Source organism: Parerythrobacter lutipelagi (assembly GCF_005434975.1).
Lineage (GTDB): Bacteria > Pseudomonadota > Alphaproteobacteria > Sphingomonadales > Sphingomonadaceae > Parerythrobacter_A > Parerythrobacter_A lutipelagi.
Map to the genome: position 1 here is coordinate 189,584 of NZ_SKCJ01000002.1, position 22,763 is coordinate 212,346.

25 protein-coding genes are annotated in these 22,763 nt (G+C 60.8%); 12 read left to right on the plus strand and 13 right to left on the minus strand.

Translation table 11 applies throughout. From position 1 onward, the window contains the following. The first annotated feature begins 24 nt into the window (after positions 1 to 24). Together E0502_RS09250 and E0502_RS09255 are read left to right on the plus strand one after the other, a co-directional pair. Complete coding sequence (locus E0502_RS09250; protein WP_137677734.1) at positions 25 to 252, plus strand: hypothetical protein; 228 nt, start codon at positions 25 to 27, stop codon at positions 250 to 252. 118 nt (positions 253 to 370) lie between these two features. Continuing rightward, complete coding sequence (locus E0502_RS09255; RefSeq protein ID WP_137677735.1) at positions 371 to 715, plus strand: HPF/RaiA family ribosome-associated protein; 345 nt, start codon at positions 371 to 373, stop codon at positions 713 to 715. Positions 716 to 794: 79 nt separating this feature from the next. On the opposite strand, the gene E0502_RS09260 is transcribed toward E0502_RS09255, so the two are convergent. Continuing rightward, a complete protein-coding gene (locus E0502_RS09260; protein ID WP_137677736.1) occupies positions 795 to 1,133 on the minus strand; it encodes a hypothetical protein in 339 nt (112 codons plus the stop codon). Positions 1,134 to 1,521: 388 nt separating this feature from the next. On the opposite strand from E0502_RS09260, the gene E0502_RS09265 reads away from it, so the two are divergent. The 4 genes from E0502_RS09265 to E0502_RS09280 all read left to right on the plus strand — a co-directional run bounded on the left by E0502_RS09265 (position 1,522) and on the right by E0502_RS09280 (position 5,196). Further along, positions 1,522 to 3,291, plus strand: a complete 1,770-nt coding sequence (locus E0502_RS09265; protein ID WP_137677737.1) for a tetratricopeptide repeat-containing sulfotransferase family protein — start codon at positions 1,522 to 1,524, stop codon at positions 3,289 to 3,291. 83 nt (positions 3,292 to 3,374) lie between these two features. Then, on the plus strand, positions 3,375 to 3,800 hold the full coding sequence (locus E0502_RS09270; RefSeq protein WP_240048996.1) for a COG3650 family protein: 426 nt from the start codon (positions 3,375 to 3,377) through the stop codon (positions 3,798 to 3,800). Positions 3,801 to 3,927: 127 nt separating this feature from the next. Beyond that, positions 3,928 to 4,512 (plus strand): fasciclin domain-containing protein, encoded by a 585-nt coding sequence (locus E0502_RS09275; RefSeq protein ID WP_240048998.1) that lies wholly within the window; start codon positions 3,928 to 3,930, stop codon positions 4,510 to 4,512. 258 nt (positions 4,513 to 4,770) lie between these two features. Beyond that, positions 4,771 to 5,196 (plus strand): GFA family protein, encoded by a 426-nt coding sequence (locus E0502_RS09280; protein ID WP_137677739.1) that lies wholly within the window; start codon positions 4,771 to 4,773, stop codon positions 5,194 to 5,196. On the opposite strand, the gene E0502_RS09285 is transcribed toward E0502_RS09280, so the two are convergent. Next, complete coding sequence (locus E0502_RS09285; RefSeq protein WP_137677740.1) at positions 5,193 to 5,528, minus strand: Mpo1-like protein; 336 nt, start codon at positions 5,526 to 5,528, stop codon at positions 5,193 to 5,195. The two genes, E0502_RS09280 and E0502_RS09285, sit on opposite strands and share 4 nt — an antisense overlap. Positions 5,529 to 5,816: 288 nt before the next feature. On the opposite strand from E0502_RS09285, the gene E0502_RS09290 reads away from it, so the two are divergent. Further along, the gene (locus E0502_RS09290; RefSeq protein ID WP_137677741.1) at positions 5,817 to 6,467 is read left to right on the plus strand and encodes a hypothetical protein; all 651 of its coding nucleotides are present in this window, start codon (positions 5,817 to 5,819) and stop codon (positions 6,465 to 6,467) included. A gap of 145 nt (positions 6,468 to 6,612) precedes the next feature. Here E0502_RS09290 and E0502_RS09295 read toward each other — a convergent pair whose 3' ends face one another. Beyond that, a complete protein-coding gene (locus tag E0502_RS09295) occupies positions 6,613 to 8,058 on the minus strand; it encodes a S41 family peptidase (protein WP_137677742.1) in 1,446 nt (481 codons plus the stop codon). Between the two features lie 266 nt (positions 8,059 to 8,324). On the opposite strand from E0502_RS09295, the gene E0502_RS09300 reads away from it, so the two are divergent. Both E0502_RS09300 and E0502_RS09305 read left to right on the plus strand, forming a co-directional pair. Beyond that, a complete protein-coding gene (locus E0502_RS09300) occupies positions 8,325 to 8,924 on the plus strand; it encodes a YbhB/YbcL family Raf kinase inhibitor-like protein (protein ID WP_137677743.1) in 600 nt (199 codons plus the stop codon). A gap of 30 nt (positions 8,925 to 8,954) precedes the next feature. Beyond that, a complete protein-coding gene (locus tag E0502_RS09305) occupies positions 8,955 to 9,203 on the plus strand; it encodes an SWIB/MDM2 domain-containing protein (protein ID WP_137677744.1) in 249 nt (82 codons plus the stop codon). Between the two features lie 6 nt (positions 9,204 to 9,209). Here E0502_RS09305 and E0502_RS09310 read toward each other — a convergent pair whose 3' ends face one another. Continuing rightward, on the minus strand, positions 9,210 to 9,611 hold the full coding sequence (locus E0502_RS09310) for a DoxX family protein (protein ID WP_137677745.1): 402 nt from the start codon (positions 9,609 to 9,611) through the stop codon (positions 9,210 to 9,212). Next, positions 9,608 to 10,045: a cupin domain-containing protein gene (locus E0502_RS09315; protein WP_137677746.1), complete on the minus strand. Its 438-nt coding sequence runs from the start codon at positions 10,043 to 10,045 to the stop codon at positions 9,608 to 9,610. The genes E0502_RS09310 and E0502_RS09315 overlap by 4 nt, the downstream gene beginning before the upstream one ends. Before the next feature lie 68 nt (positions 10,046 to 10,113). On the opposite strand from E0502_RS09315, the gene E0502_RS09320 reads away from it, so the two are divergent. Then, entirely contained in the window at positions 10,114 to 11,370 is a 1,257-nt protein-coding gene (locus tag E0502_RS09320; RefSeq protein WP_137677747.1) for a dipeptidase, read from the plus strand. Between the two features lie 44 nt (positions 11,371 to 11,414). Here the strand turns inward: E0502_RS09320 and E0502_RS09325 are convergent, their stop codons facing one another. From E0502_RS09325 to dapD, 3 genes are all read right to left on the minus strand, one after another. Further along, positions 11,415 to 11,642, minus strand: a complete 228-nt coding sequence (locus E0502_RS09325; protein ID WP_137677748.1) for a hypervirulence associated TUDOR domain-containing protein — start codon at positions 11,640 to 11,642, stop codon at positions 11,415 to 11,417. 40 nt (positions 11,643 to 11,682) lie between these two features. Next, on the minus strand, positions 11,683 to 12,009 hold the full coding sequence (locus E0502_RS09330) for a hypothetical protein (protein WP_137677749.1): 327 nt from the start codon (positions 12,007 to 12,009) through the stop codon (positions 11,683 to 11,685). Positions 12,010 to 12,071: 62 nt separating this feature from the next. Beyond that, positions 12,072 to 12,911, minus strand: a complete 840-nt coding sequence (dapD, locus tag E0502_RS09335; RefSeq protein ID WP_137677750.1) for a 2,3,4,5-tetrahydropyridine-2,6-dicarboxylate N-succinyltransferase — start codon at positions 12,909 to 12,911, stop codon at positions 12,072 to 12,074. Positions 12,912 to 13,047: 136 nt separating this feature from the next. Here dapD and E0502_RS09340 point away from each other — a divergent pair, with 136 nt between their 5' ends. Continuing rightward, positions 13,048 to 15,429, plus strand: coding sequence for a S8 family peptidase (locus E0502_RS09340; RefSeq protein WP_137677751.1), 2,382 nt, complete (start codon positions 13,048 to 13,050; stop codon positions 15,427 to 15,429). Positions 15,430 to 15,438: 9 nt separating this feature from the next. Here the strand turns inward: E0502_RS09340 and E0502_RS09345 are convergent, their stop codons facing one another. From E0502_RS09345 to E0502_RS09365, 5 genes are all read right to left on the minus strand, one after another. Further along, positions 15,439 to 16,533: a phosphotransferase family protein gene (locus E0502_RS09345; RefSeq protein ID WP_137677752.1), complete on the minus strand. Its 1,095-nt coding sequence runs from the start codon at positions 16,531 to 16,533 to the stop codon at positions 15,439 to 15,441. After that, positions 16,533 to 17,621, minus strand: coding sequence for a Zn-dependent alcohol dehydrogenase (locus tag E0502_RS09350; RefSeq protein ID WP_137677753.1), 1,089 nt, complete (start codon positions 17,619 to 17,621; stop codon positions 16,533 to 16,535). The genes E0502_RS09345 and E0502_RS09350 overlap by 1 nt, the downstream gene beginning before the upstream one ends. Beyond that, entirely contained in the window at positions 17,621 to 18,952 is a 1,332-nt protein-coding gene (locus E0502_RS09355; RefSeq protein WP_137677754.1) for an acyl-CoA dehydrogenase family protein, read from the minus strand. Before E0502_RS09355 ends, E0502_RS09350 begins: the two co-directional genes overlap by 1 nt. A 78-nt stretch (positions 18,953 to 19,030) precedes the next feature. After that, complete coding sequence (locus tag E0502_RS09360) at positions 19,031 to 20,536, minus strand: MFS transporter (protein ID WP_137677755.1); 1,506 nt, start codon at positions 20,534 to 20,536, stop codon at positions 19,031 to 19,033. After that, the gene (locus E0502_RS09365) at positions 20,533 to 21,390 is read right to left on the minus strand and encodes an SDR family NAD(P)-dependent oxidoreductase (protein WP_137677756.1); all 858 of its coding nucleotides are present in this window, start codon (positions 21,388 to 21,390) and stop codon (positions 20,533 to 20,535) included. Before E0502_RS09365 ends, E0502_RS09360 begins: the two co-directional genes overlap by 4 nt. Before the next feature lie 190 nt (positions 21,391 to 21,580). On the opposite strand from E0502_RS09365, the gene E0502_RS09370 reads away from it, so the two are divergent. Then, positions 21,581 to 22,762 carry an acyl-CoA dehydrogenase family protein gene (locus E0502_RS09370; RefSeq protein WP_137677757.1) on the plus strand — a complete coding sequence of 394 codons (1,182 nt, stop codon included), beginning with the start codon at positions 21,581 to 21,583 and terminating at the stop codon, positions 22,760 to 22,762. Position 22,763 lies beyond the last annotated feature (1 nt).

A 22,763-nucleotide genomic window follows, 5' to 3' on the forward strand; every position in this document is an offset into this window, starting at 1 on the left:
TCCCGCGATGAAGGGACGATCCGAATGGCACAAACATACGATTTCTACATGGAGCGTGCGAAAGAGGCTGCAACGGCGGCTGGAAAAGCACAGCTCGACAATGTCCGCGACCGCGAATTGCGTGCGGAAAAAACCTGGCGCGGTCTCGCCGACCAGGCACGCGCCGTTGCCAAGCAGCGCGAAAAAATTGAACGCGAAAAGGCCGAGCAGCGCGCTGCAGACGAAGAAGCAGCAGCCAGCGAAGAAGCCTGACGCTACTGCGAAAATTGCCTGATCACCTCTCGATCGCTCGCCAAGAACAGGATGCAAAGCGCAATCCCGCTACCTATATGAATAATATTGGTAGTTAGAGAAAAGAGGAGCGTCGCGCATGCAATTCCAGTTCAACACCGACAGCAGCGTTATGGGCACGGACAATGTGGCCGAGCGGATCGAGACTCAGCTGCGCCACCGCCTGGCGCGCTATGAAGATCGGCTGACGCGGATCGAAGTTCATGTCTCCGACGTTAACGGTGCCAAGCACGGGCCGGATGACAAGCATTGCACAATCGAAGCGCGCCCGCGCGGCGGCAAACCTATCGGTGTGACCGGTAAGGCGCCTGATGTCGACGCGGCCGCGCGGATCGCCGGCAATACTCTGGCCCAACGTCTCGATCGGCATTTCGGCAAGGAAACCCGCCACAAGCACGATCCGCGCCCAGACAAGGTGATGTGACGCCGCCAGAGAAAGCAATCAGCCGGGCGAAGGATCGCAACGGATGCCTTCTCAAACCGCACTGATCATCACGTCCAGTTCACACGTATTCAGGCTTTAGCTCTCCATCCCAGCCGTATTGGAGGCCGTCGGTCGAGTCTGTGCGGATCAGATTGAGCGAAATTGTTTCAGGCGCATTGCCCGGGCCCTTCATCGTACCGGCGGCGGCAATGAATTCAGGGGCGCTGCGTCCGTCACTTCCGCTCAGTGTGAAGGCGGAATAATTGCGCCCTTTGACCGATCCCGCAGCGGCCCATTGGCCCGTCACTGTGTAGCTCTTGTGCTCGAACTCGACCATGCCGGTCACGAGCCCGTCACCCGCCGCGTTGACATAAATTTCTACCGCGCCATCGGCGTTGCGCATTTTCCAAATTCCCACGTGCGATTCCTTGTGCGACCGTGACCTGACCAGACAATTGGCGCGAAAGAATCCCGAATAATTGGAGAAAAGCGAAACGGAACGCAGATTTTACAACATTTCCTTGCCGCGCGAGCACTTGCCGGCGTCGGGCCTGGCGCTGTGCGCAACAGTCGCTGGCTTGTACTGGGCGCATTCAACTTGGCCGCATCAGTCATACAACAAGCTCCCGATCCCTTTTCATTGCTTGATGATAGGGAGAATGTTGCGCAAACTCGTCACGACATGGCTTCGCACCGACAAGGATGTGCTGCTCCGTCGCTCCGCGTGAGGGTTGAGCGCAAGTTGACAGCTTGGCTGCTGCTGCGCAGGGAGCCGCCATGAAGTTACTCTTTGATGCACGGCAAACATGAGCGCATTGGTGGACAAGGCGGAAAGCGAGCTGCGCGCTGGGCGCTACAGCGAGGCACGACAGGCTTTGGAGATGGCGCTGTCAGGCACGCTCGACGACCGGACCCGCGTCGAAGCCCGTTCGATGCTCGGGCTGTCATTGTTGATGTCGGGTGATCTGCAACGTGCGCTGAGCGAGCTGCAGGCAGCAACAGCCGCCGAGCCTGGTGAAGCGATGTTTCGCTACAATCTTGCTCGGGGGTACGAGCAAGCCGGACAATGGGATGCAGCGATTGCCGAGCACAGTGAAGCAGTCCGGCTGTCGGGCGGGATGGCGCCGCTTAAAGCTGCCCTTGCAAATGCGTTTGTCGCGACGGGTAGGCATGGTGAGGCCTTACCTTTACTGCAGCCTCTTTCCAGCGCCCACAATGCCCCCAAACCGATAGTCCGTGCCTATGCTCAATGCCTTCATGCAGTCGGCGACATGCATGGAGCAATCGATCAGGCCAAACGGCTCATGCCTGCAGATATCGTCAAGGCCGGCGGGGAAGGGCGGAGCGATGCGCTGCTGCTGGCCCGGCTCTATCAGGGCGCAATGTATTATGCGGACGCGACACACATAGCAGAGGGGCTGATGAAGCGAGATCCGGGCGATGGCGAGGCAGCGGCGCTGCTCGCTCCGCTTTCGCTATGGACCGAGGGACCTGAAGCAGCGCGTGCGATTATCGAGCGGGCGCTCGAAAGGAATATCAATTCACCCGAATTGATGGTCCAGCTTCTCGGCTACAATGATGCGGTCGATCCTGATCAGCTCGCCAAGGTGCGCGCGATTGCGCAGGATGGGTCGGTTCCACTGAATTCGCGTGCGGAGCTTTTGCTGGCATTGGCGCAATACCACGACCGTGCAGGCGATACGGACCAAGCCTGGGATCTGGCACAGCAAGGCAATGCGCTTGCTCCTGTGCCGCAAAAACGGGACTGGCGCGGCACACTGAAGCAGCATGTAAGACTCTATCGCGAAATGGCGCCCGTTGCGGTGCCAAAGCATGCTCCGCCCCATTTCTACCTCTGCGGGGCGCCGCGGTCGGGTCAGTCGCTGGTCCAGTCCATCCTGTCTGCCGCACCTGAAATTTCCAGTGCCGGCGAGCGTGGAGCCTTACTGCCGCATCTCTTGTGGCGAACAGACGAGATCGCTGCGATGCAACCTTCGCAGCGCGCGTCGCTCTATGCCGAGCTGGAACAGGCCGATCGCCGCGGACTTTCCCGCCTGTTGGGTGATCAAAGCAAGTTGATAGTCGACAAGAACCCGTCGAATCTGGCGGTGGCAGGCAGCATTGCGCGAGTGCATCCCCGGGCCCGGTTCGGTGCTTCGCTGCGGGATCCTGCTGATGTTGCGCTATCGATCTACCTGCGCGGGTTCTCTGCGGCCTATGACTACGCCAGCGATTTTGGCGCGATAATCGACCACCTCGACTACATGGTTGATGCCATTGCTGCCTGGCGCGACGCCGGGCTGGAGTTTATCCTGCTGGACCATACTGCTCTGGTGGCAGAGCCTGAAGGGCAGAGCAAACGTCTGTTCGGCTGGCTAGGGATCGAGTGGGACGAGGCCTATCTGAAGCCTGAGAACCGGACTCAGCCGATCCCGACTTTCAGCGCAGCGCAAGTGCGCAAACCGGTTGGCAAGGGGGGATCGCGCGGGGCGGCACCCTATGCGGCACACATTGCTCCTTTTGCCGACCGGATCGAGGCTTTGCGCGAAAAACAGACAGAATTGCTGGTGGGATAGGCCGGTTTTTCACAAGACCGCGATTGCCGCTCAGGCTGCAAATGCGTAGTGTGTTTGCCATGACCCCTGCCATGAACCCAGCCATGACCAGAACCGCTTTGCTGCTTGCTTCCCCGCTGCTGCTCGCAGCCTGCCAGTCGCCTGCCGATCCGGCGGATCGCGCGCCGGTTTTTGATGGGATTGCGGCGGATGAAACCGTTTATTTTACCGGGAACGAGCCCTTTTGGGGCGGGGAGAGCGGCGCCGGGCGGCTGACCTATACAACGCCGGAAAACATCGAAGGTTCGACCTTCCCGGTGACCCGGTTCGCCGGCAACAGCGGGATCGGCATCAGCGGCGAACTGGATGGCCAACCGTTCGATATGACGGTGACCCGAGGTAATTGCAGCGATACCATGTCCGATACCGATTACCCTTTCACTGCCACGCTGCGCATCGGGGAAGAACAGCGTCAGGGCTGTGCATGGACCCATCGCCAGCCGCGCACCGGGCTTGAGCAAGGTCAGTAGAGGTTCGTCTTTGCGGACCGGAAAGCACTCCACCCCAGAAACTCGGAACTTGGCAAGGCTCCGGTCGTTGATGATGTAACGGGCCGGGGACGGCTCTTCATTTCATACCGACCAAGGAAAAGATTTCATGAATTTTCGTGCAAAGTTTCTCGCCGTACCGATGCTTGCCTCCGCTATGGCGCTGTCCGCCTGCGGCGAACCGGCAACCGACGCGGTTGACGCAAACGACACCGAAACCACCGATGCCGTAACCGACGGGCCGGGCACTGTGGTCGATGTCGCATCGGGCAATCCTGATTTCTCGACTCTCGTCGCAGCAGTCGGAGCAGCCAATCTGGCGGAAACTCTGGGCGGCGAAGGCCCGTTCACTGTCTTCGCGCCGACCAACGCGGCATTTGAAAAGCTGCCTGCAGGCACTGTTGAAGATCTGCTGAAGCCGGAAAACCAGGCAACGCTGACCGGCATTCTCACCTATCATGTCGTGGCCGGAACCACCGATGCCGCAGCTCTGACTAAGGCGATCACCGACAATGGCGGTTCCGCTGAACTGACCACCGTCAATGGCGGGGTGCTGACAGCAAAGGTCGATGGAGAGAACGTCGTGCTGACCGATTCCAGCGGCAACTCATCGACGGTTACCGCGACTGATGTCGCAGCATCGAATGGCGTGATCCATGTGATCGATACCGTCGTGATGCCCGCCAGCGAATAAGCTAAAACGATACACCGCGATCAGCCGGACAAATCGGCCGATCAGAGGGGCGCCGCTTGCATCAGCAGGCGGCGCCCCAATCGTATCTGGCGAAGCATATCCCTTGCCGCGGTGTTGCGCCTGTGACGAAAAAGGGCCAGCGCTCGCGGAGGGTGCCGCCAATGCCTGGACCGCGGCAATAGGCCTGAGCGCGAAGGCGCAGTGTGACGGCGCGAAGCCTTGTGCTAGGGTTCGCAATGACAGGGGAGGGAAAGCCCGATGGCCGACGACACGACGAAACCGACAATACACACCGGGGGATGCCTGTGCGGCGCCGTGCGCTATACTCTGACGAGCGAGCCAGCCATGCCGATGGTATGCCACTGCAAGCACTGCCAGAGGCAAAGCGGAAGCGCTTTCAGCACCATCGTCGCGGTGCCGAAATCCGATTGCAGCGTCTCGGGCGACATCAGCAGCTACATCGACACAGCGGACAGCGGCAACATGATCACCCGGCAGTTCTGCGACCGGTGCGGCTCGCCGCTGTTCACGCTCAGCGACACGATGCCGGGAATGATCTTCGTCAAGGCGGGCACTCTGGACGATACCGATGGCTATACGCCGCAGGTGCATATCTGGGCGAAGAGCAAGCAGGGCTGGGTCGAAACGGGCGAGGTGCCTGCGCTCGAGGGTAATCCCGGTTAGCCTTTGGTGACCCCGGCACGCTCAAGCTCCGGGCCGAGCCGACCGGTCAGCCACAGTGCCCACATACGGAAATCCGCCGCGAGACTCCAGAGCGGATAGGTAAAAGTCGCAGGGCGATTCTTCTCGATCGCAAAATGGGCCAGCCAGGCAAAGGAATACCCGGCAAGCGGCATGGCAAGTAGCCACCACCAGCTTGCAGTCAGCACTGCAAGAATCGCCACTGCAACAACCACGGTGGTCCCGACATAATGCAAGGCCCGCGTCGAGGCTTTCGAATGCTCGCGCAGGTAGTAGAGCCAGAATGAGGCGAAGGTGGTGTGGCTGCTATTCATGAGTTCACAATCCCTGGCTTGGCAGATCCGCCGGTTCGATAGCGCAACGCCGATTTCCGGCAAACTAGAGAGCCCCGGGCAAAGCAAGTCGCGTCCCTCGTTTGCATCAATCCGAACACCCGCCTCACTGACCCCCTGAACGGGATATTTAGCCACCCCGAGCAAGGTTGGGAAGAATAGTTCAGGACGCGTTTGACCGAATCCTGTGACCGCCAAATCCCCAGAAGGTACGAAATGGCGCAAAAAGGCGCCTTCCTACATATAACCAAATCGGTTATCTTTCTTTCCATGTCGAACCCAAAAGACCGCCCGCCGCACCCGCTGGCCGCTTACGCCGCCCGCATTCGTTCCACCTCTGACACTGCCGTCACCGTCACCCCGGCGGCCGCACCCGAAACCCACGCTGACGTCTCGCCCGAGCCTGTCCCGCTCCAGCGTTCCCCGCATTGGACCGGCGCGAAGATGGCGGCGTTCATTGACGCACTGGCGGGTTCGCAATCGGTCGTCGAGGCGGCACGCCGTGTCGGCATGTCGCGCCAGTCGGCGTACCGACTGCGCGCCCGGCTCAGGGATACCAGCTTCGACCAGGCGTGGGAGGGGGCCTATCACCATGGCTTCGACCAATTGGCGCAAGCGGCGCTGGATCGCGCAATCAACGGGGTCGAAGTGCCGCATTTCTATCAGGGCGAGATGATCGGCACGTCGCGCCGCTACAACGAGAACCTGACGCTGGCACTGATGCGCAATAAGGACATGGCCGGGCGCTCTGCATATGGGCGGCACGGCAGCGAGCTCAATGAGTGGCGCCATGCGTGGGACGGGCTGCTAGGCCGGATCGAAGAATTCGGGCCGGAGGGCAACTGCGGCAATACAGGCCGCTGGGCGAGCGAAGAATACCCCGATGACTGTGACGATAGCGGTTGCGAGAACGACGCATAGCATCGCGCGAGCGCGGATTGAGCCGCCGCCGGGATCACTTTGGCGCCTGCCGTGTCACCCTGTAGGATTTCGAAAAGCGCGTGATTTCAACGCTTTGGAAAACCCAACAGGGTGACACGTGTCACCTTATTCCTAAAGCAATGGCTTAGAACAGTCCGGGCACCTCGTGCTGCGCGGCCGTAGGATAGCGCGGCTGGAGGAGTTGGCGCTGCGGCGAACCGGCGGTGCGCGACTGTGTGGCTTGTCCGCCGCCGCTGATTGCGGAGCAGGACGCGGCGCCGGTACGCAAGAAGGCGAGCGCCTGCGCGACCGACGCTTCGTTCGGATCGCCCAGCTGCGTGAAAATATCGTCACTCGCGGCGCAGGTGTTGGGCATCACCGATGCAAGCCCGGTGTAGTAATCGCCCTGGCCGTCGCTGTTCTCTGTCCGGAAGGTCACCACGCGCAGGCGGTCATCGCATTCGGCCTTGTCGAAAGCGAACTGGCCAACCGGTTTGCCGAAGGTGTTGCTGCCGACCAGCGCGATATTGTTCCCGAGATAGGGGATCATCGAGTTGGTAACCAGCTCGCTGGCGGATGCGGTGCCGGGGCGGCCGATGACCGCGATCTTGGTTGCGGTAATGGCTTGTGGTTGCGCGCCGAACAGATCGGTCGAATTCTCGCTCGACTTGCTGGCCCGCAAAGTGGTCCGGCTGAACACATCACCGACATTGTCGCGGCGCAGGAGATCGCCGAACAATTCTGCAATGCGCACCAGGCCGCCACCGTTATAGCGCAGGTCGAGGATGACTTCGGTCACACCCTGTTGGCGAAAATTGTCGAACGCTGCCCGCAGGTCCGGATCGGCGCTATCGATGAACGTGCGCAGATTGATGTAGCCGACCAGCTTGCCGCCATCATTGATGATTTGGGCGCCGTAGCGGTTGGACACCGGATCGAGAGAGAAATCGGCCTTGCTGACTGTGACGGTGGTATCCGCGCCGCCGACCGGGCGGATCACGAAACTGCGCGTGACGCCCGGATCCGACGGGCCGAGTGCGTCGATCACTGCTTGCGGCCCCCCGCTTGCCATCAGGCTGGAGATCGACTGCAAATTGCCGGCGTTGGTCCCGACAGCGATGAGTTCGGTTCCGCGGTCGAACCCCTGCGGAAATGCCGGGCCGGTTTCGAAGCTTTCGATCACGAAGACGCGATTGGCTCCCGTGTCATAGCCGAGCCGTATGCCGAAGCCGGCGCTCGACCCCGAATTGAAGAAGGCGTTCTCTTCCTCGATCGAAGTGATGTAGCTGAAGAACCGGTCGCGCGATTGTGCCCGCGCCGGGGCAACCAGCGCGTCTATGTAGGACTGGACATCGTTGAAGCTGCTCTTGTTTACCGAATTGTCGACCAATGTCGGGAACAGGTACCATTCGTCGATCACCGCTTTCACGAAATCCTGCCGGGAAGATAGCGAGCACGTACCGGTTCCGCCGCCACCAGAACCGCCGCCGGCGATTGGAGTGCCGCCGCCAGAGGAATTGCCACCGCCGCCGCCGCAAGCGGCAAGCGAGACAGCGAGTATTGCGGAGAGTGAAGCGCGACCGAATTTCATGAAAACAAGCTCCCGAGAGACATTATTCCTGGCCGCGCAGCATCCCCCTCGCGGCACGGGCACTAGGAGCAATGCCGCCTGAACCGCGTCTGAGCAAGCGGCATCGGGCGCAAATTTGGGTAATATCCCGAAGCAGAAGCCGGAAAAGTGGGCAAAATATGCTCAAATTGCCGCCGAGCAGTGGAAAACCCGCCCTCAGGCGGTGTCCCCCCTCGTCGCGCCTCGGCAACGGGCGTAGAACACCATCTGGATACACGGGAGAGAAAATGTCGTCTTCGCTGCCATCTTGGCTCGCCGCAGCCCTGCCTGATGCAGGCGCCGGACATGCGCGGCTATCAGTCGCCCGATTGGCCGATGAAAAGACTTTGGGTCGCGGCGGATGGAATCTCTCGAGCCCGGCGTTTCGCAACAATGAAGGGCTCGACCCCTGCTTTACTGCGGACGAAGAAGATGCGGTCGCTCCGCCGCTCGAATGGACGGTCCCGCCGCCCGGCGCGATGGAGCTGGTTCTGATAGTCGAAGACGCTGACTCAGCGGGTGACGATGCAGCATGCCATTGGGCCGTGTGGGGTTTGCCCGCGCAAAAGGGCATGCTGCTTGAAGGTGAAGTGCCGCCCCGGGTTGGCAAGAACGCGCATGGCAATTCGGAATGGCTGCTCCCCGCACCACCGCGCGAAGACGATGCGCACAGCTTCGTGTTCCAGATTTTCGCAGTCGACCTGCCGCTGACCCTGATGCCCGGTGCCGACCGGGCGGATGTGATCGCGGCAATCGAAGGCCATGTCGTGGCCGCCGCCGTCCTCACAGGCACATACAAACGTGCCGCTGAAGAGGAGGGTTGGGTTGACGAAGAAGAATTCGAATAATCGAATGGACCAGAAGGAAAGGAATCTATTATGGCTGGTAACAACGCACTGCAGAAGCCGGTAACTCTCTCGGGCGATCTCGAGAACGTCATCGGCAAGGGCCCGATGACCCGCGCTCAGGTCACCTCCAAGGTGTGGGAATACATCAAGGCGAACGACCTGCAGGACAGCAAGGACAAGCGTCAGATCAATCCGGACGCGAAACTGGGTGCCGTGATCGGCAAGGACCAGATTTCGATGTTCAAGATGACGGCTGCGGTGTCCAAGCACCTCAGCTAAGTCAGACTATCTACGGTGGCGGAACGGCCAGTCGGTCGTTCCGCTCACCCATAGCGCCAGCCAGATAATGACCGGCTGCGCGATCATGCGCGGGACATGATAGGCAAGCCCCAGTCCGCTATCCTTGCTCGCCATATCCATCACAAAATGATTGATGTTCGCAGGCCAGACGCAAAGCGCGTAGAGGGCGAGACCGATCCCTGCTGCGCGGCGCAGCTTGGCTGACCATGGCTGGATCAGGCCGAGAGCCCCCGCCAATTCCGCGATGCCTGTCCAGAAGACGATCGCTTCGGGAAAGGGCACGGCCGAAGGCATGATCGTGAGGAACGGGGCGGGATCGGCCAGATGGGCATATCCGGCGAACGCATAGAACAGCGCGAGCAGCCACCGCAGGCCCGCGCGGATCATGCCCCCGGCTCCCAGCCTGCTTCTGCCAAGTGAAATCCGGAGAATTCAAACCCGGGCGCGACCACGCAGGAGACCAGCGTAAAGCCAATCGGTCCTGCAGCGGGCCCGGCAGCCTGCCAGTGGCCTGGCGCAATCACGTGCTGGACTTGCTGGCCGGCAATCACATCGCCGCCGAGCGTAACCGTCTCCACAGGACCTGCATCGCCTGGGGCGAACGACAGGGCCAGCGGATCGCCTGCGTGCCACAGCCAGATCTCTGCCGCATCGACTGTGTGCCAATGCGAACGCTGGCCATTTGTCAGCAGGAAATGGATTGCAGTGGCATCAGCGCGTCCGCCGTCTTGGCTTGGTGTTCGCCAGGTCTCGCGATACCAGCCACCTTCGGGATGCGGCTGCAGATCAAGCCTGGCTATGAGATCTTTCGCCGTTGTCATTCTCGCTTTCCTACTGGCCGCGCGCCGCGCTAGAGTGCTCGCGATTACAGTTTCCCGGAGAGAAAACAATGCGCCGCCTACTCCTCGCCACCGCCATGCTTGTCTGGACCGCACCTGCTCTGGCGGATACTCCTGAGGAAGCCGCCGAAGCGGCGCTCGAGGCCGCTCCGGTATGGGACGGACACAATGACGTGCCTATCCAGCTGCGCGGACGGTTCGGCAATGTCATCGGTGACTTCGATTTCGAGGATACGACCGGGACGGAAAGTCCCGACGGGCGGCGCGCGATGCACACTGACATTGCGCGCCTGAAGCGCGGCAAAGTCGGGGCACAATGGTGGTCGGTTTATGTCTCGGCCTCGCTAGAAGAGCCGGAAGCGGTGCAAGCGACGATCGAGCAGATCGACGTGACCAAAAGGCTGATCGCCCGCTATCCCGGCGAATTGGGCCTTGCGCTGACAGCAGATGATGTCGAGCGCCATATGGCGCAAGGACGCATTGCATCGCTTATGGGAATGGAAGGCGGCCATTCGATCGGATCGAGCCTGGCCGTGCTGCGCCAGATGTATGCAATGGGCGCGCGTTACATGACCCTGACGCATGGCAAGACCTTGAGCTGGGCGGACAGCGCGACCGATGAGCCGAAGAACAACGGCTTGTCAGACTTCGGCAAAGACGTGGTGCGCGAGATGAATCGCATCGGCATGCTGGTCGACCTCAGCCATGTCAGCGAGAAAGCGATGCACGATGCGCTCGATGTGGCGCAGGCACCGGTTATCTTCAGCCATTCGTCTGCGCGTGCCCTCAACGGCCACGCGCGCAATGTTCCCGACAGCGCCTTGGCGCGGCTTCCGGCAAATGGCGGGATCATCATGGTCACATTCGTGCCGGGATTCCTGAGCGAGGCGGCGCGCCAATGGAACGCCAATCGCGCCGCCGAACAGGCACGGCTGGAAGCCTTGTGGCAGGGCCAGCCCGACGAGGTCGCCAATCGCCTCGCGAGCTGGGATGAAGCCAATCCTCTGCCGCAATCTTCGATTGCCGAAACAGCAGATCACATCGATCACATTCGCTCGGTTGCCGGAATTGAGGCGATCGGGATCGGCGGCGACTACGACGGGATTCCGTTTGCTCCGCCGGGTCTGGAGGATGTTTCGACCTATCCGGCATTATTCGGCGAGCTCGCCCGCCGGGGCTATTCGCAGCAAGACCTGGAAATGATCAGTTCGCGCAACATGATGCGCGTGATGCGCGCAGCGGAAGCGGCAAGTTCATCGATGGATGATATCCCTCCGTATGAACATGCTGCCGGTGAGGAGCGCTAACCGGCTATCGACTTGCGATAGCGTTGCCGATTGCGCCTGTTCAATCAGTCCTGCGCTTCGAGCTCCGAGCCGCGCTTGAGGACTTCGTCGCCATCATCTTGCTTGATCAGATAGGCGGGGTTGTCTTCGTCGCCATCCTTGGTGACTTCGGTCCCTTGTAGGGTCCGAGTGACTTCGCGTTCGAACCGCTCTTTGATCTGGCCTTTGCCAGTCCCGTTGCCCCAGTCCCACTGAACGTATTGACCGGTCTGGTAGCTATGGGAATTGCTCATGCTTCTCTCCTGCATTTAACAGGAGAGAAGCGCTTGAGACTTACTGCGGTTCCGGCGCTTGCTCGCCAGCGGCCCGTTCCTCGCCCACTTCCAGCGGGTCTTCGTCACCGGCAATTTGCTCGGCAGCTTCGGTTTCGGAAAGCATCGGATTGTTCTCGGCCATGGCATCTGCGGCGCCGGAGACGGTTGCCTCTTCCTCTGCATCGCCCTGCATCGCCGCGGGAATGATCCAGACAAGAGACATGGCGATAACGGCGAAGAGCAGGCCGACGCCCAGCACCCAACGCATCCGACCTGACTTTTCACCGGCCATTGCGTCATCATCTTCGATGTGGATTTCTTCGTTGTTCGAATTTTGATCTGCCATGTCATGCCCTCCGAGATGGCTTAATGCTTGTTAGTTAAACTCGCGATGCGACTAGCCGTTCCTCAGTCGCGCAACAATTCATTGATACCCGTTTTCGAACGGGTTTGTGCGTCGACCGTCTTTACTATGACCGCGCAATAGAGCGATGGTCCCGGTGTTCCGTCAGCCAGCGGCTTGCCGGGCAAAGCCCCGGGCACCACGACAGCATAGGGCGGAACCTGTCCGCGGTGCACCTCACCCGTGGCACGGTCGACGATTTTGGTCGATGCGCCTAGGTACACGCCCATCGACAAGACGGCGCCTTCGCCAACACGCACGCCTTCGGCCACTTCCGACCGTGCGCCGATGAATGCACCGTCGCCGATAATCACCGGATCGGCCTGCAAGGGTTCGAGCACACCGCCAATCCCCGCCCCACCGGAGATATGGACGTTCTTGCCGATTTGCGCACAACTGCCGACTGTCGCCCAGGTGTCGATCATGGTGCCTTCATCGACATAGGCACCGATATTGACGAAGCTCGGCATCAAGACGACGCCTTTGCCGATGTGGCTGCCGCGCCGGGCTACTGCGCCGGGGACGACACGAAACCCTGCATCTTGAAAGCGGTTTGCGCCCCAGCCGTCGAACTTCGACGGGACTTTGTCATAGGCCGGGGCACCGGCAGCGCCAGCCGGGACGACGGCGTTGTCGTAAAGCCGGAAGGAGAGCAGCACTGCCTTTTTCAGCCATTGATTGACGGTCCAGCCGCCGTTTCCGTCCGGCTGTGCGACGCGGGCCTGGCCGCTATCGAGCAACTGTAGTGCAGCCTCGACCGGTTCGCGCACATCTTTGCTCGCCGGGGTCACTTCGGCACGATTTTCCCATGCGGCTTCGATCGCGGTGATTAGGTCTGCAGACATGCTTCGCGGCTCCTGAAAAGTCTTGCGAGGCTGCTAGCCCCGGGCGGCTGCAGCGGCAAGTGCATGGATCGCCTATTTCCATTCAGCAAATCTTTAGCATAGGATCGCCACACGGGGGTGAATTGAAGGACTGACAATGAAACGCCCCACGCGTTCAATTAAAATTGGTGCGGCCATGACGGCTCTGGCTCTGCTGGCATCCTGCGGCGGAGGTGGTGGCGGACGCCCGATCTCGACACCGCAGCCGGTGCCTACTCCTACCCCTACCCCTACTCCTACGCCAACACCCACTCCGACCCCTACTCCGACTCCGACTCCGACATCATCTTTCGACACGGCTGAATTTCGCCGCTCGGACGGCCCGGATTTTCATAATGCGGTATCGGCGTGGCAGGACGGCATAACCGGCAGCGGAGCCACAATCGCCATTATCGACACCGGTATCGATGTGGACAGCCCCGAGTTCACTGGCCGGATCCACCCTGACTCGCGGGATGTTGCGGGCAATCCGACCTTCAATGCCGAAGACGACCATGGGACAAATGTGGCGCTAGTTGCGGCAGCAGCGCGGGACAACACCGGTGTCGTCGGGATTGCCTTCGGGGCGAGCATTCTCGCATTGCGGGCCGACGCGCCAGGAACCTGTGCGACAGAGACCGACGAGGCACTCGACGGGTGCAGTTTCAGCGACCGTGATGTTGCACGCGGCGTCGATCAGGCGGTTGCCTCGGGCGCGCGGGTCATCAATCTGAGCCTGGGTGGAAGTCTGCCAAGCGCGGCGTTGCGGTCCGCGATCCAGCGCGCGGCAGCAGCCGGTGTGGTGATTGTGGTTTCAGCAGGCAATGATGGCGATACCACCGATCCACAGATCGACCCGAACCAGCCCGACCCCTTTGCTGCCGGGTTGCAATCCGCCGGGCAGCAGAACGTGATCATTGTCGGATCGGTCGACGAGAATGGCGCGTTCTCCGACTTCAGCAATCGTGCGGGTAGTCTGGCAGCCAGCTTCCTCAGCGCGAGAGGAGAGCGCATATGCTGCACCTACGATAACGGTGTTTTGGAAATTACCACCGATGCCGACGGAAACCGGTTTGTAACGCTGTTCTCGGGCACTAGCTTCGCTGCTCCACAGGTCGCCGGAGCGGTAGCATTGCTGGCTCAGGCATTTCCGAACCTGACCGGTGAAGAGATCGTCGAGATTTTGCTCGACAGCGCGCGCGAAGCAGGGGCTGGCGGGACCGACCCCGTTTTTGGCCGGGGCATTCTCGACATTGCGCGGGCGCTCCAGCCGTCCGGAACCTCCACTCTCGCCGGGACCACGGCATCCGTGCCGCTCAATAGCGATGTCGGTCAGGCCTCGACAGCAATGGGCGATGCATTCACGAATGTCCCGCTCGAAACTGTTATCACCGACAAATACGACAGAGCATACAATGTCGACCTCGGCCGGCAATTGCGCCCGGCCTTCGCACAGCAACGAATGCAGGGCGTAGTTGAAAGCGGAACGCGCCGCGTGTCATCAGTCGGCAACGCGGTGTCATTTGCTTTCACGGTCGGGAATAACGGACGGGGCGAGCTTGCATCGCCTCTGCGCCTGACAGGTCGCGACGCCGAGAAAGCGCGGGTTCTGGCTGGCCGGGTCGCCCTGAAAATAGCCTCGGATACAGATGTTGCCTTCGGCTTTGCGGAGAGCGCGGACGGGCTTGTCGCGCAGATGCAGGGCCATCAGCAGCCTGCCTTCCTGATTGCGCGCGATGCACTTGGGGATACCGGTTTCACGCAATCGAACGATGCTGCGATTGCACTTCGTCGACAGATCGGACCATGGGTCCTGACTCTGGCGGCACAATCGGGCGAAGTGTGGCTGGGAAGTCCTGCCAACGCGTTCGACCTGATGGCACGTCAGAGCAGAGACACGGATGTGAGCAGCTATTCTGCTGCAGTTGACCGCCGGTTCGGCAAACTCTCTGCCGCTTTCGGCCTGACCGCAATGGACGAGAAAGAAACGGTGCTCGGTGGATATTTCGCGAACAGCATTGGGACGGGCGGGGCGCGCACGCTGTTCTTCGATAGCAGCGCGGCGTTCGAGCCGACCAGCGATTGGCGCGTGGGCGGGGCGGTCCGCTACGGAGCGACCGATGCGGCACGGGTTGGCCGGATCATCGATGGCTCCAGCTTCGGGAGTCTTGCGTGGTCGCTTGATGTCTCGCGCTTCGGCCTGATGCAGGACCGCGATATCCTCGCGTTCCGTCTTTCCCAGCCGCTGAGAGTGGAAAGCGGCGGCCTGCTGCTCGAGCTGCCAATCGCCTATGATTACGCAACCGAAAGCGCGCAATTCGGTGAGCGCCACCTCTCTCTGACACCGGAAGGGCGGGAGATAATGGGCGAACTGTCGTGGCGCGGCGGTCTGCTGGGTGGCGATGCTTCGACGAGCCTGTTTGTCCGCCGCCAACCGGGCCATATTGCAGACGCATCCGACGATGCGGGGGTCGTGCTACGCTGGTCGCGCCAGTTCTAGCCCAGCTCTCTATTCAGGCATACCGGCCGATTTGGCAAAGTCGTAAGCACGCTCGATCAAAGGCGTCACGCGCTCGCTCATCGATTTGGCGTGTGCCGATGAGGCGGTGCCGTCGATCACGCGTTTCTTGATCCCCTGCATGATGCCGGCGAGGCGGAACAGGTTGTAAGCGAAATACCAGTCCATCGGCGGAACCGGGTAACCGGTCCGCGAAACGTAGCGTTCCACCGCTTCTTGCTGCGTCGGAATTCCTAGCTCGGCCAGATCGAGATCGAGCAGGCCGGCGCGGCCATCGGATGGATTGTGCCAATTGAGCATCAGGTAACTGAAGTCGGCGATCGGATCACCCAGAGTCGACAATTCCCAATCGAGCACTGCAATCACGCGGTTCTCGGTCTTGTGGAAGATCATATTGTCGAGCCGGTAATCGCCATGAACGACCGAGCTTTCATGCTGGGGCGGAATGGTTTGCGGCAGCCATTCGATCAGCCGCTCCATCTTCGGCTGGTGCTCGGTTTCGGACAGCTTGTATTGCTTGGTCCAGCGGCTGATCTGGCGCGCACAATAGTCCTGTGGCTTGCCGAAATCACCAAGTCCGATCTCGTTCGGCTTCTTGGTGTGAAGATCGGCCATCGTGTCGATCATGTCGTGATAGATTTCACGCCTGTCTGCTTTCGAGCAACCGGGCAAGGCGCCGTTCCACAGCGAACGGCCATCGGCCATGCTCATGACAAAGAACATGGATCCGATGACTTGCGGATCCTCGCACAGGCCATAAGTGCGGGGCACTGGGAAGCCGGTCGGATAAAGACCCGTCATCGCCTTGTATTCACGGTCGACCGCGTGCGCGCTCGGCAGCAGCTTGCCGAACGGCTGGCGGCGCAAAACATAGGAGGCGCCCGGCGTGTCGATCCGGTAAGTCGGGTTCGACTGGCCTCCTTTGAACTTCGAATAGCTGATCGGCCCGGCATAGCCTTCGACATTTGCCTCGAACCATGCGGTGAGCCGGTCGAGGTCGAGCCGGTCGTTCTCTGGCACTTCCACAGTGCCGACCATTTCCTTGTCGAAGTCGATCGGCTGTTCTGCGCTGGCGTGGTCTGACATCAGTCGAACACCACCACGCTGCGCGCGGAATGACCTTCGCGCATTTTGTCGAAGCCATTGTTGATATCCTCAAGCGGAATACGCTCGGCGATGATCGTGTCGAGGTCGAGCAATCCGCGCATATAGAAATCGACCAGCCGCGGCAGGTCCACGGGGAAGTGGTTTTCGCCCATGATCGCGCCCTGCAGCTTCTTGCCTGACAGCAAGTCCATCGCGCCCAGTCCGACCTTGCAGTCCAAGGGCATCATACCGAGGATGATAGCGGTGCCGCCACGGCGCAGCGAAGCCACGGCGAGATCAGCCGATGCTTGCCGCCCGACTGCTTCGATCCCGTAGTGCACGCCACCACCGGAGATTTCTATAATCTGCTTGGCGGCATCGTCAGCAAGTGCATCGACTGTGTGCGTCGCACCAAGGACTTTGGCCAGTTCGCGCTTCTCTGGAAGGGGATCGGCGGCGATTACCTTGCCAGCGCCGGCGATCCTGGCAGCGTTGATGGCTGCCAGCCCGACCCCGCCGCAGCCGACCACCAGAACCATCTCTCCTGGCGTCACATTGGCTGCGTTGAAGATCGTACCGGCACCTGTCGTGACTGCACAGCCGATCACTGCCGCCCGGTCGAGCGGCATGTCCTTGTCGATCGCGACACAGGCGTGTTCATGGATCAGCATCTGCTCTGCGAAGGCCGACAGGTTGAGCATCTGGTTGACCGGTTCACCGCCATTGCGGGTGATGCGAAGCGGATCGTCCTTGCCCCGCCGCGTATCGGCGCCAAGACATAGTGCCATGCGGCCGGTGACGCAGAACTCGCAGTGCCCGCAGAAGGCGCTGAGGCATGACACGACGTGGTCGCCCGGCTTGACCGTCTTTACTTCGCTGCCGACCGCGCGGACGACACCGGCAGCCTCGTGCCCCGGTATCGCGGGGAGCGGATGAGGATAGGCACCGTCGATGAAATGGAGATCGGAGTGACACAGGCCGCAGGCCTTGACGTCGATCAACACCTCATGCGGACCCGGATCGGCGAGCTCTACCTCACCAATGACCAGTCCATTGCCCGGCTGCTCGAGAATTGCCGCCTTTGTCATCAGCGCGTCGCCGCCAGGTCGCCGGAGCTGACATCGTTGGTCATCGGGGCTGGTCCCTTGCCGTCGCGAAGCGCATTGGCCGTGGGGCCCGGATTGGGCGCGTGTTTGGCAAACTCCATTCGCGCGATCGAGCGGGCATGGACTTCATCCGGACCATCGGCCAGCCGCAGCGTACGCTGGTGAGCGTAAGCATTGGCAAGACCATAATCTTCCGAAACGCCGCCGCCGCCGTGTGCCTGAATGGCATCGTCGATGATCTGCAGTGCCATATTGGGTGCCTGCACCTTGATCATGGCGATTTCCTGCTTGGCGACCTTGTTGCCGACCTTGTCCATCATGTCAGCCGCCTTGAGGCAGAGCAGGCGGGTCATGTCGATGTCGATCCGGGCGCGAGCAACACGCTCTTCCCACACCGAATGCTTGTAGATCGGCTTCCCGAAGGCTTCACGCTCCTGTAGGCGGCGGCACATTTTAGCGAGCGCTTCTTCCGCTACGCCGATCGTGCGCATGCAGTGATGGATCCGGCCCGGGCCGAGGCGACCCTGCGCGATCTCGAACCCGCGGCCTTCGCCCAGCAGCAAATTGGCAGCCGGGACGCGGACGTCCTTGAGCTCCACTTCCATATGGCCGTGCGGCGCGTCGTCATAGCCGAACACGGGAAGGTGGCGCAGGATATTGACGCCCGGCGCATCCATCGGGACGAGCACTTGCGACTGCTGCGCATGGCGCTGCGCGTCAGGGTTGGTCTTGCCCATCACGATCGCAACCTTGCAGCGGGGGTCGCCGAGCCCTGACGACCACCACTTGCGGCCGTTGATGACATATTCGTCGCCATCGCGGTCTATCCGCGTCTCGATATTGGTGGCATCCGAAGACGCAGTGTAAGGCTCGGTCATCAGGAAGGCGGAACGGATTTCGCCGTTCATCAGCGGGTCAAGCCATTTGTCTTTCTGTTCGCGCGTGCCGTAGCGGTGAAACACTTCCATATTGCCGGTGTCAGGGGCGGAGCAGTTGAAGACTTCGCTCGACCAGCCGATGCGGCCCATCTCTTCTGCACACAGGGCGTATTCGAGATTGGTCAGACCGGGGCCTTCGAATTCGAAGCTGTCATCGACATGGGAAAGCTGGCCCTGCGGCGGCATGAACAGGTTCCAGATGCCCTGTTCCTTGGCTTTAACCTTCATATCCTCGATAATCTGGATGACCTTCCAGCGGTCCCCTTCGGCGTCTTGTTCCTTGTAGACATGCACGTTCGGTCGGATGTTCTTCTCGATGAAGTCGCGCACGCGGTCGCGCCAGTGCATCTGGCGATCAGTAAGGTCAAAATTCATGGGTGTGTTCCTCTCTCGTGCGAATCCGTTGCTGTGTGAAACTGGCAGAGCGCGGGGGCTGCGCCAAGCATTGATTTGTCAGGGTGCCTCGCCGTTCGGAGGAACCGAGGCGATGATCCGGGCATCAGGCGCGCCTTCTATCGGACCGGGTACTCCGCCCAGATTGCGGGCGGCGATCCGTGCTTCATGATCCGCCTGGCTGATGGGAAACCGGCCAAGCCAGAACGCTGCGAAAAGCGCCAGCACGATAGTCGCGATGGCGAAAGCGGCGATGATGGTCGTCAGAACTCCTTGTTCGACCGTAGCCGGGTCGGCCCCGCTTTCCAGTTGCGACAGTGCGATGATCTGACCGGTGAGGAAGATCCCTAATCCCGTCGCGCATTTCTGGACCAGCCAGTTGCCGGAATAGAAACTGCCTTCGGCCCTGCGACCGGTACGCTCCTCGAACAATTCGACAATCTCGGCAATCATCGAACTGGCGGAAATCATCACCACCACGCCGAACATGTTGGCGACGACTATGAAGCTGTAATACAGCGCGGCAGAACCGATCGACCCGACTTGCGGCCAGATTCCGGCAAGCAGCAAAGCATAAGGCAGCAGGCCGAAGACAAGCGCAGAGATCGCGCTGACAGCCGCGCTGCGTGGTTTGCCGAGCCGATGATGCATCGGGCCCACGACAAAGAACATCAGGATGACCGAGACGCCCAGTACCAGCGGATAAGCGGTCAGCCCAGTCAGCCATGACGGTGCCCAATCAAACTCCAGACTGTCCAGTTTCCAAACGAAGACATTCAGATAGTTGGAAATGCTGAAGGTCATTCCCTGACTGACATAGGCGGCGAGCCCGCCAGCGGCGAAAATCAGGAAGGCTTTCTCGCTGAAGGCCTCGCGGATCTCGCTGAATGCGGCGGACAGGCTGAAGGGGGGAGGCTTCTTTGCGGGCAATTGAGCAACAAGCTTGTGCTGGCCGATAGCAGAGGCCAGCACTGAGAAAGCCATCAGAATTGCACCGAAAAACCCGAACTCGGCATATCCGTCCGCCGTCAGCAGTCCGTTCTTGCCCGGCATGAAGACAGAGTAAGCGAGAACCATCATCAGCAGCCCGCCCATCCAGCCAGACAGATAGCGGTAACGGAACAGCGTGGTGCGCTGATTGTAGTCATCGGTGATCTCCGGGACGAGACTGACCGACGGAACTTCGCAAGCCGACAGCAGGATGCGGACCACCACTGCGATGCCCAGAAGACCAAGAGCACTGGGCGCGTCTCCGCTGGGCGGGGACCAGAGCATGATCCAGACAAAGGCGAGCGGGATCGGTGCCACGTAGAGCCACGGCAGACGCCGCCCCCAGCGCGTGTAGGTCCGGTCCGACAGGTAACCAAGGATCGGATCGACCACCGCATCGACCAACAAGGCAATCAGCAGGACAAGGCCGACAAGTCCCGCATCCATGCCCAGTGCTTGACTGTAGTAAATCAGCAGGAAGAAGCTGAAGCCGCTATCCTTGACTCCGAAAGCGACAGCACCGAAGCCGTGGATCAGCTTCAAGCGCATCGGCAGCGGGCCCGAAGTGAAGCTCATTCGCTGGCGCCCTTCTTCGCAGCTTCTTCCATTGCCCGCAGTGATTCGAACATGTCCGGTTCGTCTGGATCCCAGCTGTAACGCGGACCAATGGTCATTCCGCCATCGATAATCAAAGATGTGCCGTTGACGAAGCTGCCGGCCTCGCTGGCGAGATAGGCGCAGGCTTGCGCAATATCTTCCGGTTGCCCGCTGCGCTTGACCGGCTGAGCATCGGACGCGATTTGCGAGATTGCATTCTTGACGGTCGGCACGAGTTCGTCGGGAATTTCCAGCGCGGATGTAAAGATGTTCGTGTTGATGAACCCCGGCTGGAGAACGTTCACTCTGATGCCGAATTGTGCAAGGTCCGCCGCGGCCATCTTGGTCAGATGCAGCACAGCTGCTTTCGCAACAGAATAGGCTGTCGGCGCATATCCGGGGCCGACAGCCGAAATGCTCGAGACATTTACAATCGACGCGCCATGCCTGTGCTGCATATGCGGTACGGCATAGCGGATTCCCATCGCGACAGAGCGGAGCAGCAGGTCCATGGTCAGGTCCCATTCGTCCGGCTCGATCTCGTGGATCGGCGGCCGCGCGCCGCCTGCGCCAGCGTTGTTGAACAGCACGTCGATGCCGCCAGTTTCTTCGCCCGCACGATCCATCAGAGCGCGGATATCCTCGCAAGAGGTCACATCGCAGCGCTGGAAACGGATCGAACCATCGGAGCTTTCGGCAAGGGCCTGGCCCCCTGCTTCGTCGATATCGGCAGCATAAACGGTCGCGCCTTCATTCGCGAACAGCTTCGCCGCCGCCTCTCCGATACCCGAAGCTGCGCCTGTGATAACCACCGTCTTGCCCGAGAATCGCATAGCTGGCCTCTCCTGTTATTTTTGCGGCAGCTTAGGCGGCGTTGTGCCTGCGTCAACGCGCGTCGACATGACGCTACGGCATGGCGGATCGCTGTGATGCCGCTTGCAGTCGCACCCGGAATCACCTTAACGTAAGCGTCAATCGGCGAACAATACGCCGCCCGACAATTACCAAGAGGAGCGTCCCCCAATGTCCGACCTCGAAGCATTCCGTGAGGAAACAAGGCAGTGGCTCGAAGCCAATTGTCCGCCTGAAATGCGCCAGCCCGTCCGCGATGAAGAGGACGTGTATTGGGGCGGGCGCAATGCGAGCTTCAAAAGCGATGCCCAGAAGGCGTGGTTCGATGCCTGTGTGGCCAAGGGATACACTGTCCCCGCCTGGCCGAAGGAATATGGCGGCGCCGGCCTCAGCGCGCCCGAGGCGAAGATCCTGCGCCAGGAAATGAGCCGGATCAGCGCGCGTCCGCCGCTTTCCAGCTTCGGTATCTGGATGCTCGGCCCGGCGCTGCTGCACTTCGGCACTGAAGGCCAGAAGCAGCGCTTTCTCAACGAAATTGCCCGCGGTGAAATTCGCTGGTGTCAGGGTTATTCGGAACCGGGCAGCGGCAGCGACCTTGTCAGCATGCAGACCTTTGGCGAGGACAGGGGCGACCATTGGGTCGTCAATGGCCAGAAAATCTGGACTTCCTATGCTGACGAAGCCGACTGGATTTTCTGCCTGGTCCGCACCGACAAGGAGAACAAGTACCAGGGCATCACCTTCATGCTGTTCGACATGGCGGGCGGCGGGGTCACGACCAAGCCGATCCTGCTGATCAGCGGCAACAGCCCGTTCTGCGAGACCTTTTTCGACGATGTGGCGGTGCCCAAGAGCTATGGTGACGATTGCCCCGGCTACGTCGGTGAAATCAACCGCGGCTGGGACGTTGCGAAATATCTGCTCGGCCACGAGCGCGAGATGATTTCGGGCGCGGGCGGCGGAGACCGCACTGCGGCAATCGGTGCGGCCATGCTGCGCCATTCCGGCGAGCTCGACCCGTTGCTCCGCGCCGAGCTGGCGATGTTTGACGTCGATGCGCTGGCCTACAGCGCGATGGGCGAAAAGTTCCTCGATGAAGTCAAGGTCGGCAAAGCCCATCCGGCGCAGCCGAACATGATGAAATACGCCGGGACGGAGCTCAACAAGCGCCGCCATGAGTTGATGATGAGCGCTGGTGGCAGTCGCGCGCTTGAGTGGGAGAGCGAGGAGACGGGCGGCGGCAAGCCATCGCGCAATTGGCTCCGCACCAAGGCCAATTCGATCGAAGGCGGCACGTCCGAAGTGATGCTGAACGTCATTTCCAAACGCATCCTCGACCTGCCGGGAGCTTGAT

Coding starts and splice junctions, on each gene's coding strand:
- E0502_RS09305 (WP_137677744.1), top strand. CDS start 8,955: ATGGCTGGTAACAACGCACTGCAGAAGCCGGTAACTCTCTCGGGCGAT.
- E0502_RS09360 (WP_137677755.1), bottom strand. CDS start 20,536: ATGAGCTTCACTTCGGGCCCGCTGCCGATGCGCTTGAAGCTGATCCAC.
- E0502_RS09365 (WP_137677756.1), bottom strand. CDS start 21,390: ATGCGATTCTCGGGCAAGACGGTGGTTATCACAGGCGCAGCTTCGGGT.
- E0502_RS09280 (WP_137677739.1), top strand. CDS start 4,771: ATGGCCGACGACACGACGAAACCGACAATACACACCGGGGGATGCCTG.
- E0502_RS09265 (WP_137677737.1), top strand. CDS start 1,522: ATGAGCGCATTGGTGGACAAGGCGGAAAGCGAGCTGCGCGCTGGGCGC.
- E0502_RS09290 (WP_137677741.1), top strand. CDS start 5,817: ATGTCGAACCCAAAAGACCGCCCGCCGCACCCGCTGGCCGCTTACGCC.
- E0502_RS09310 (WP_137677745.1), bottom strand. CDS start 9,611: ATGATCCGCGCGGGCCTGCGGTGGCTGCTCGCGCTGTTCTATGCGTTC.
- E0502_RS09350 (WP_137677753.1), bottom strand. CDS start 17,621: ATGACAAAGGCGGCAATTCTCGAGCAGCCGGGCAATGGACTGGTCATT.
- E0502_RS09345 (WP_137677752.1), bottom strand. CDS start 16,533: ATGTCAGACCACGCCAGCGCAGAACAGCCGATCGACTTCGACAAGGAA.
- E0502_RS09300 (WP_137677743.1), top strand. CDS start 8,325: ATGTCGTCTTCGCTGCCATCTTGGCTCGCCGCAGCCCTGCCTGATGCA.
- dapD (WP_137677750.1), bottom strand. CDS start 12,911: ATGTCTGCAGACCTAATCACCGCGATCGAAGCCGCATGGGAAAATCGT.
- E0502_RS09275 (WP_240048998.1), top strand. CDS start 3,928: ATGAATTTTCGTGCAAAGTTTCTCGCCGTACCGATGCTTGCCTCCGCT.
- E0502_RS09250 (WP_137677734.1), top strand. CDS start 25: ATGGCACAAACATACGATTTCTACATGGAGCGTGCGAAAGAGGCTGCA.
- E0502_RS09315 (WP_137677746.1), bottom strand. CDS start 10,045: ATGACAACGGCGAAAGATCTCATAGCCAGGCTTGATCTGCAGCCGCAT.
- E0502_RS09285 (WP_137677740.1), bottom strand. CDS start 5,528: ATGAATAGCAGCCACACCACCTTCGCCTCATTCTGGCTCTACTACCTG.
- E0502_RS09325 (WP_137677748.1), bottom strand. CDS start 11,642: ATGAGCAATTCCCATAGCTACCAGACCGGTCAATACGTTCAGTGGGAC.
- E0502_RS09270 (WP_240048996.1), top strand. CDS start 3,375: ATGACCAGAACCGCTTTGCTGCTTGCTTCCCCGCTGCTGCTCGCAGCC.
- E0502_RS09255 (WP_137677735.1), top strand. CDS start 371: ATGCAATTCCAGTTCAACACCGACAGCAGCGTTATGGGCACGGACAAT.
- E0502_RS09330 (WP_137677749.1), bottom strand. CDS start 12,009: ATGGCAGATCAAAATTCGAACAACGAAGAAATCCACATCGAAGATGAT.
- E0502_RS09355 (WP_137677754.1), bottom strand. CDS start 18,952: ATGAATTTTGACCTTACTGATCGCCAGATGCACTGGCGCGACCGCGTG.
- E0502_RS09295 (WP_137677742.1), bottom strand. CDS start 8,058: ATGAAATTCGGTCGCGCTTCACTCTCCGCAATACTCGCTGTCTCGCTT.
- E0502_RS09340 (WP_137677751.1), top strand. CDS start 13,048: ATGAAACGCCCCACGCGTTCAATTAAAATTGGTGCGGCCATGACGGCT.
- E0502_RS09320 (WP_137677747.1), top strand. CDS start 10,114: ATGCGCCGCCTACTCCTCGCCACCGCCATGCTTGTCTGGACCGCACCT.
- E0502_RS09370 (WP_137677757.1), top strand. CDS start 21,581: ATGTCCGACCTCGAAGCATTCCGTGAGGAAACAAGGCAGTGGCTCGAA.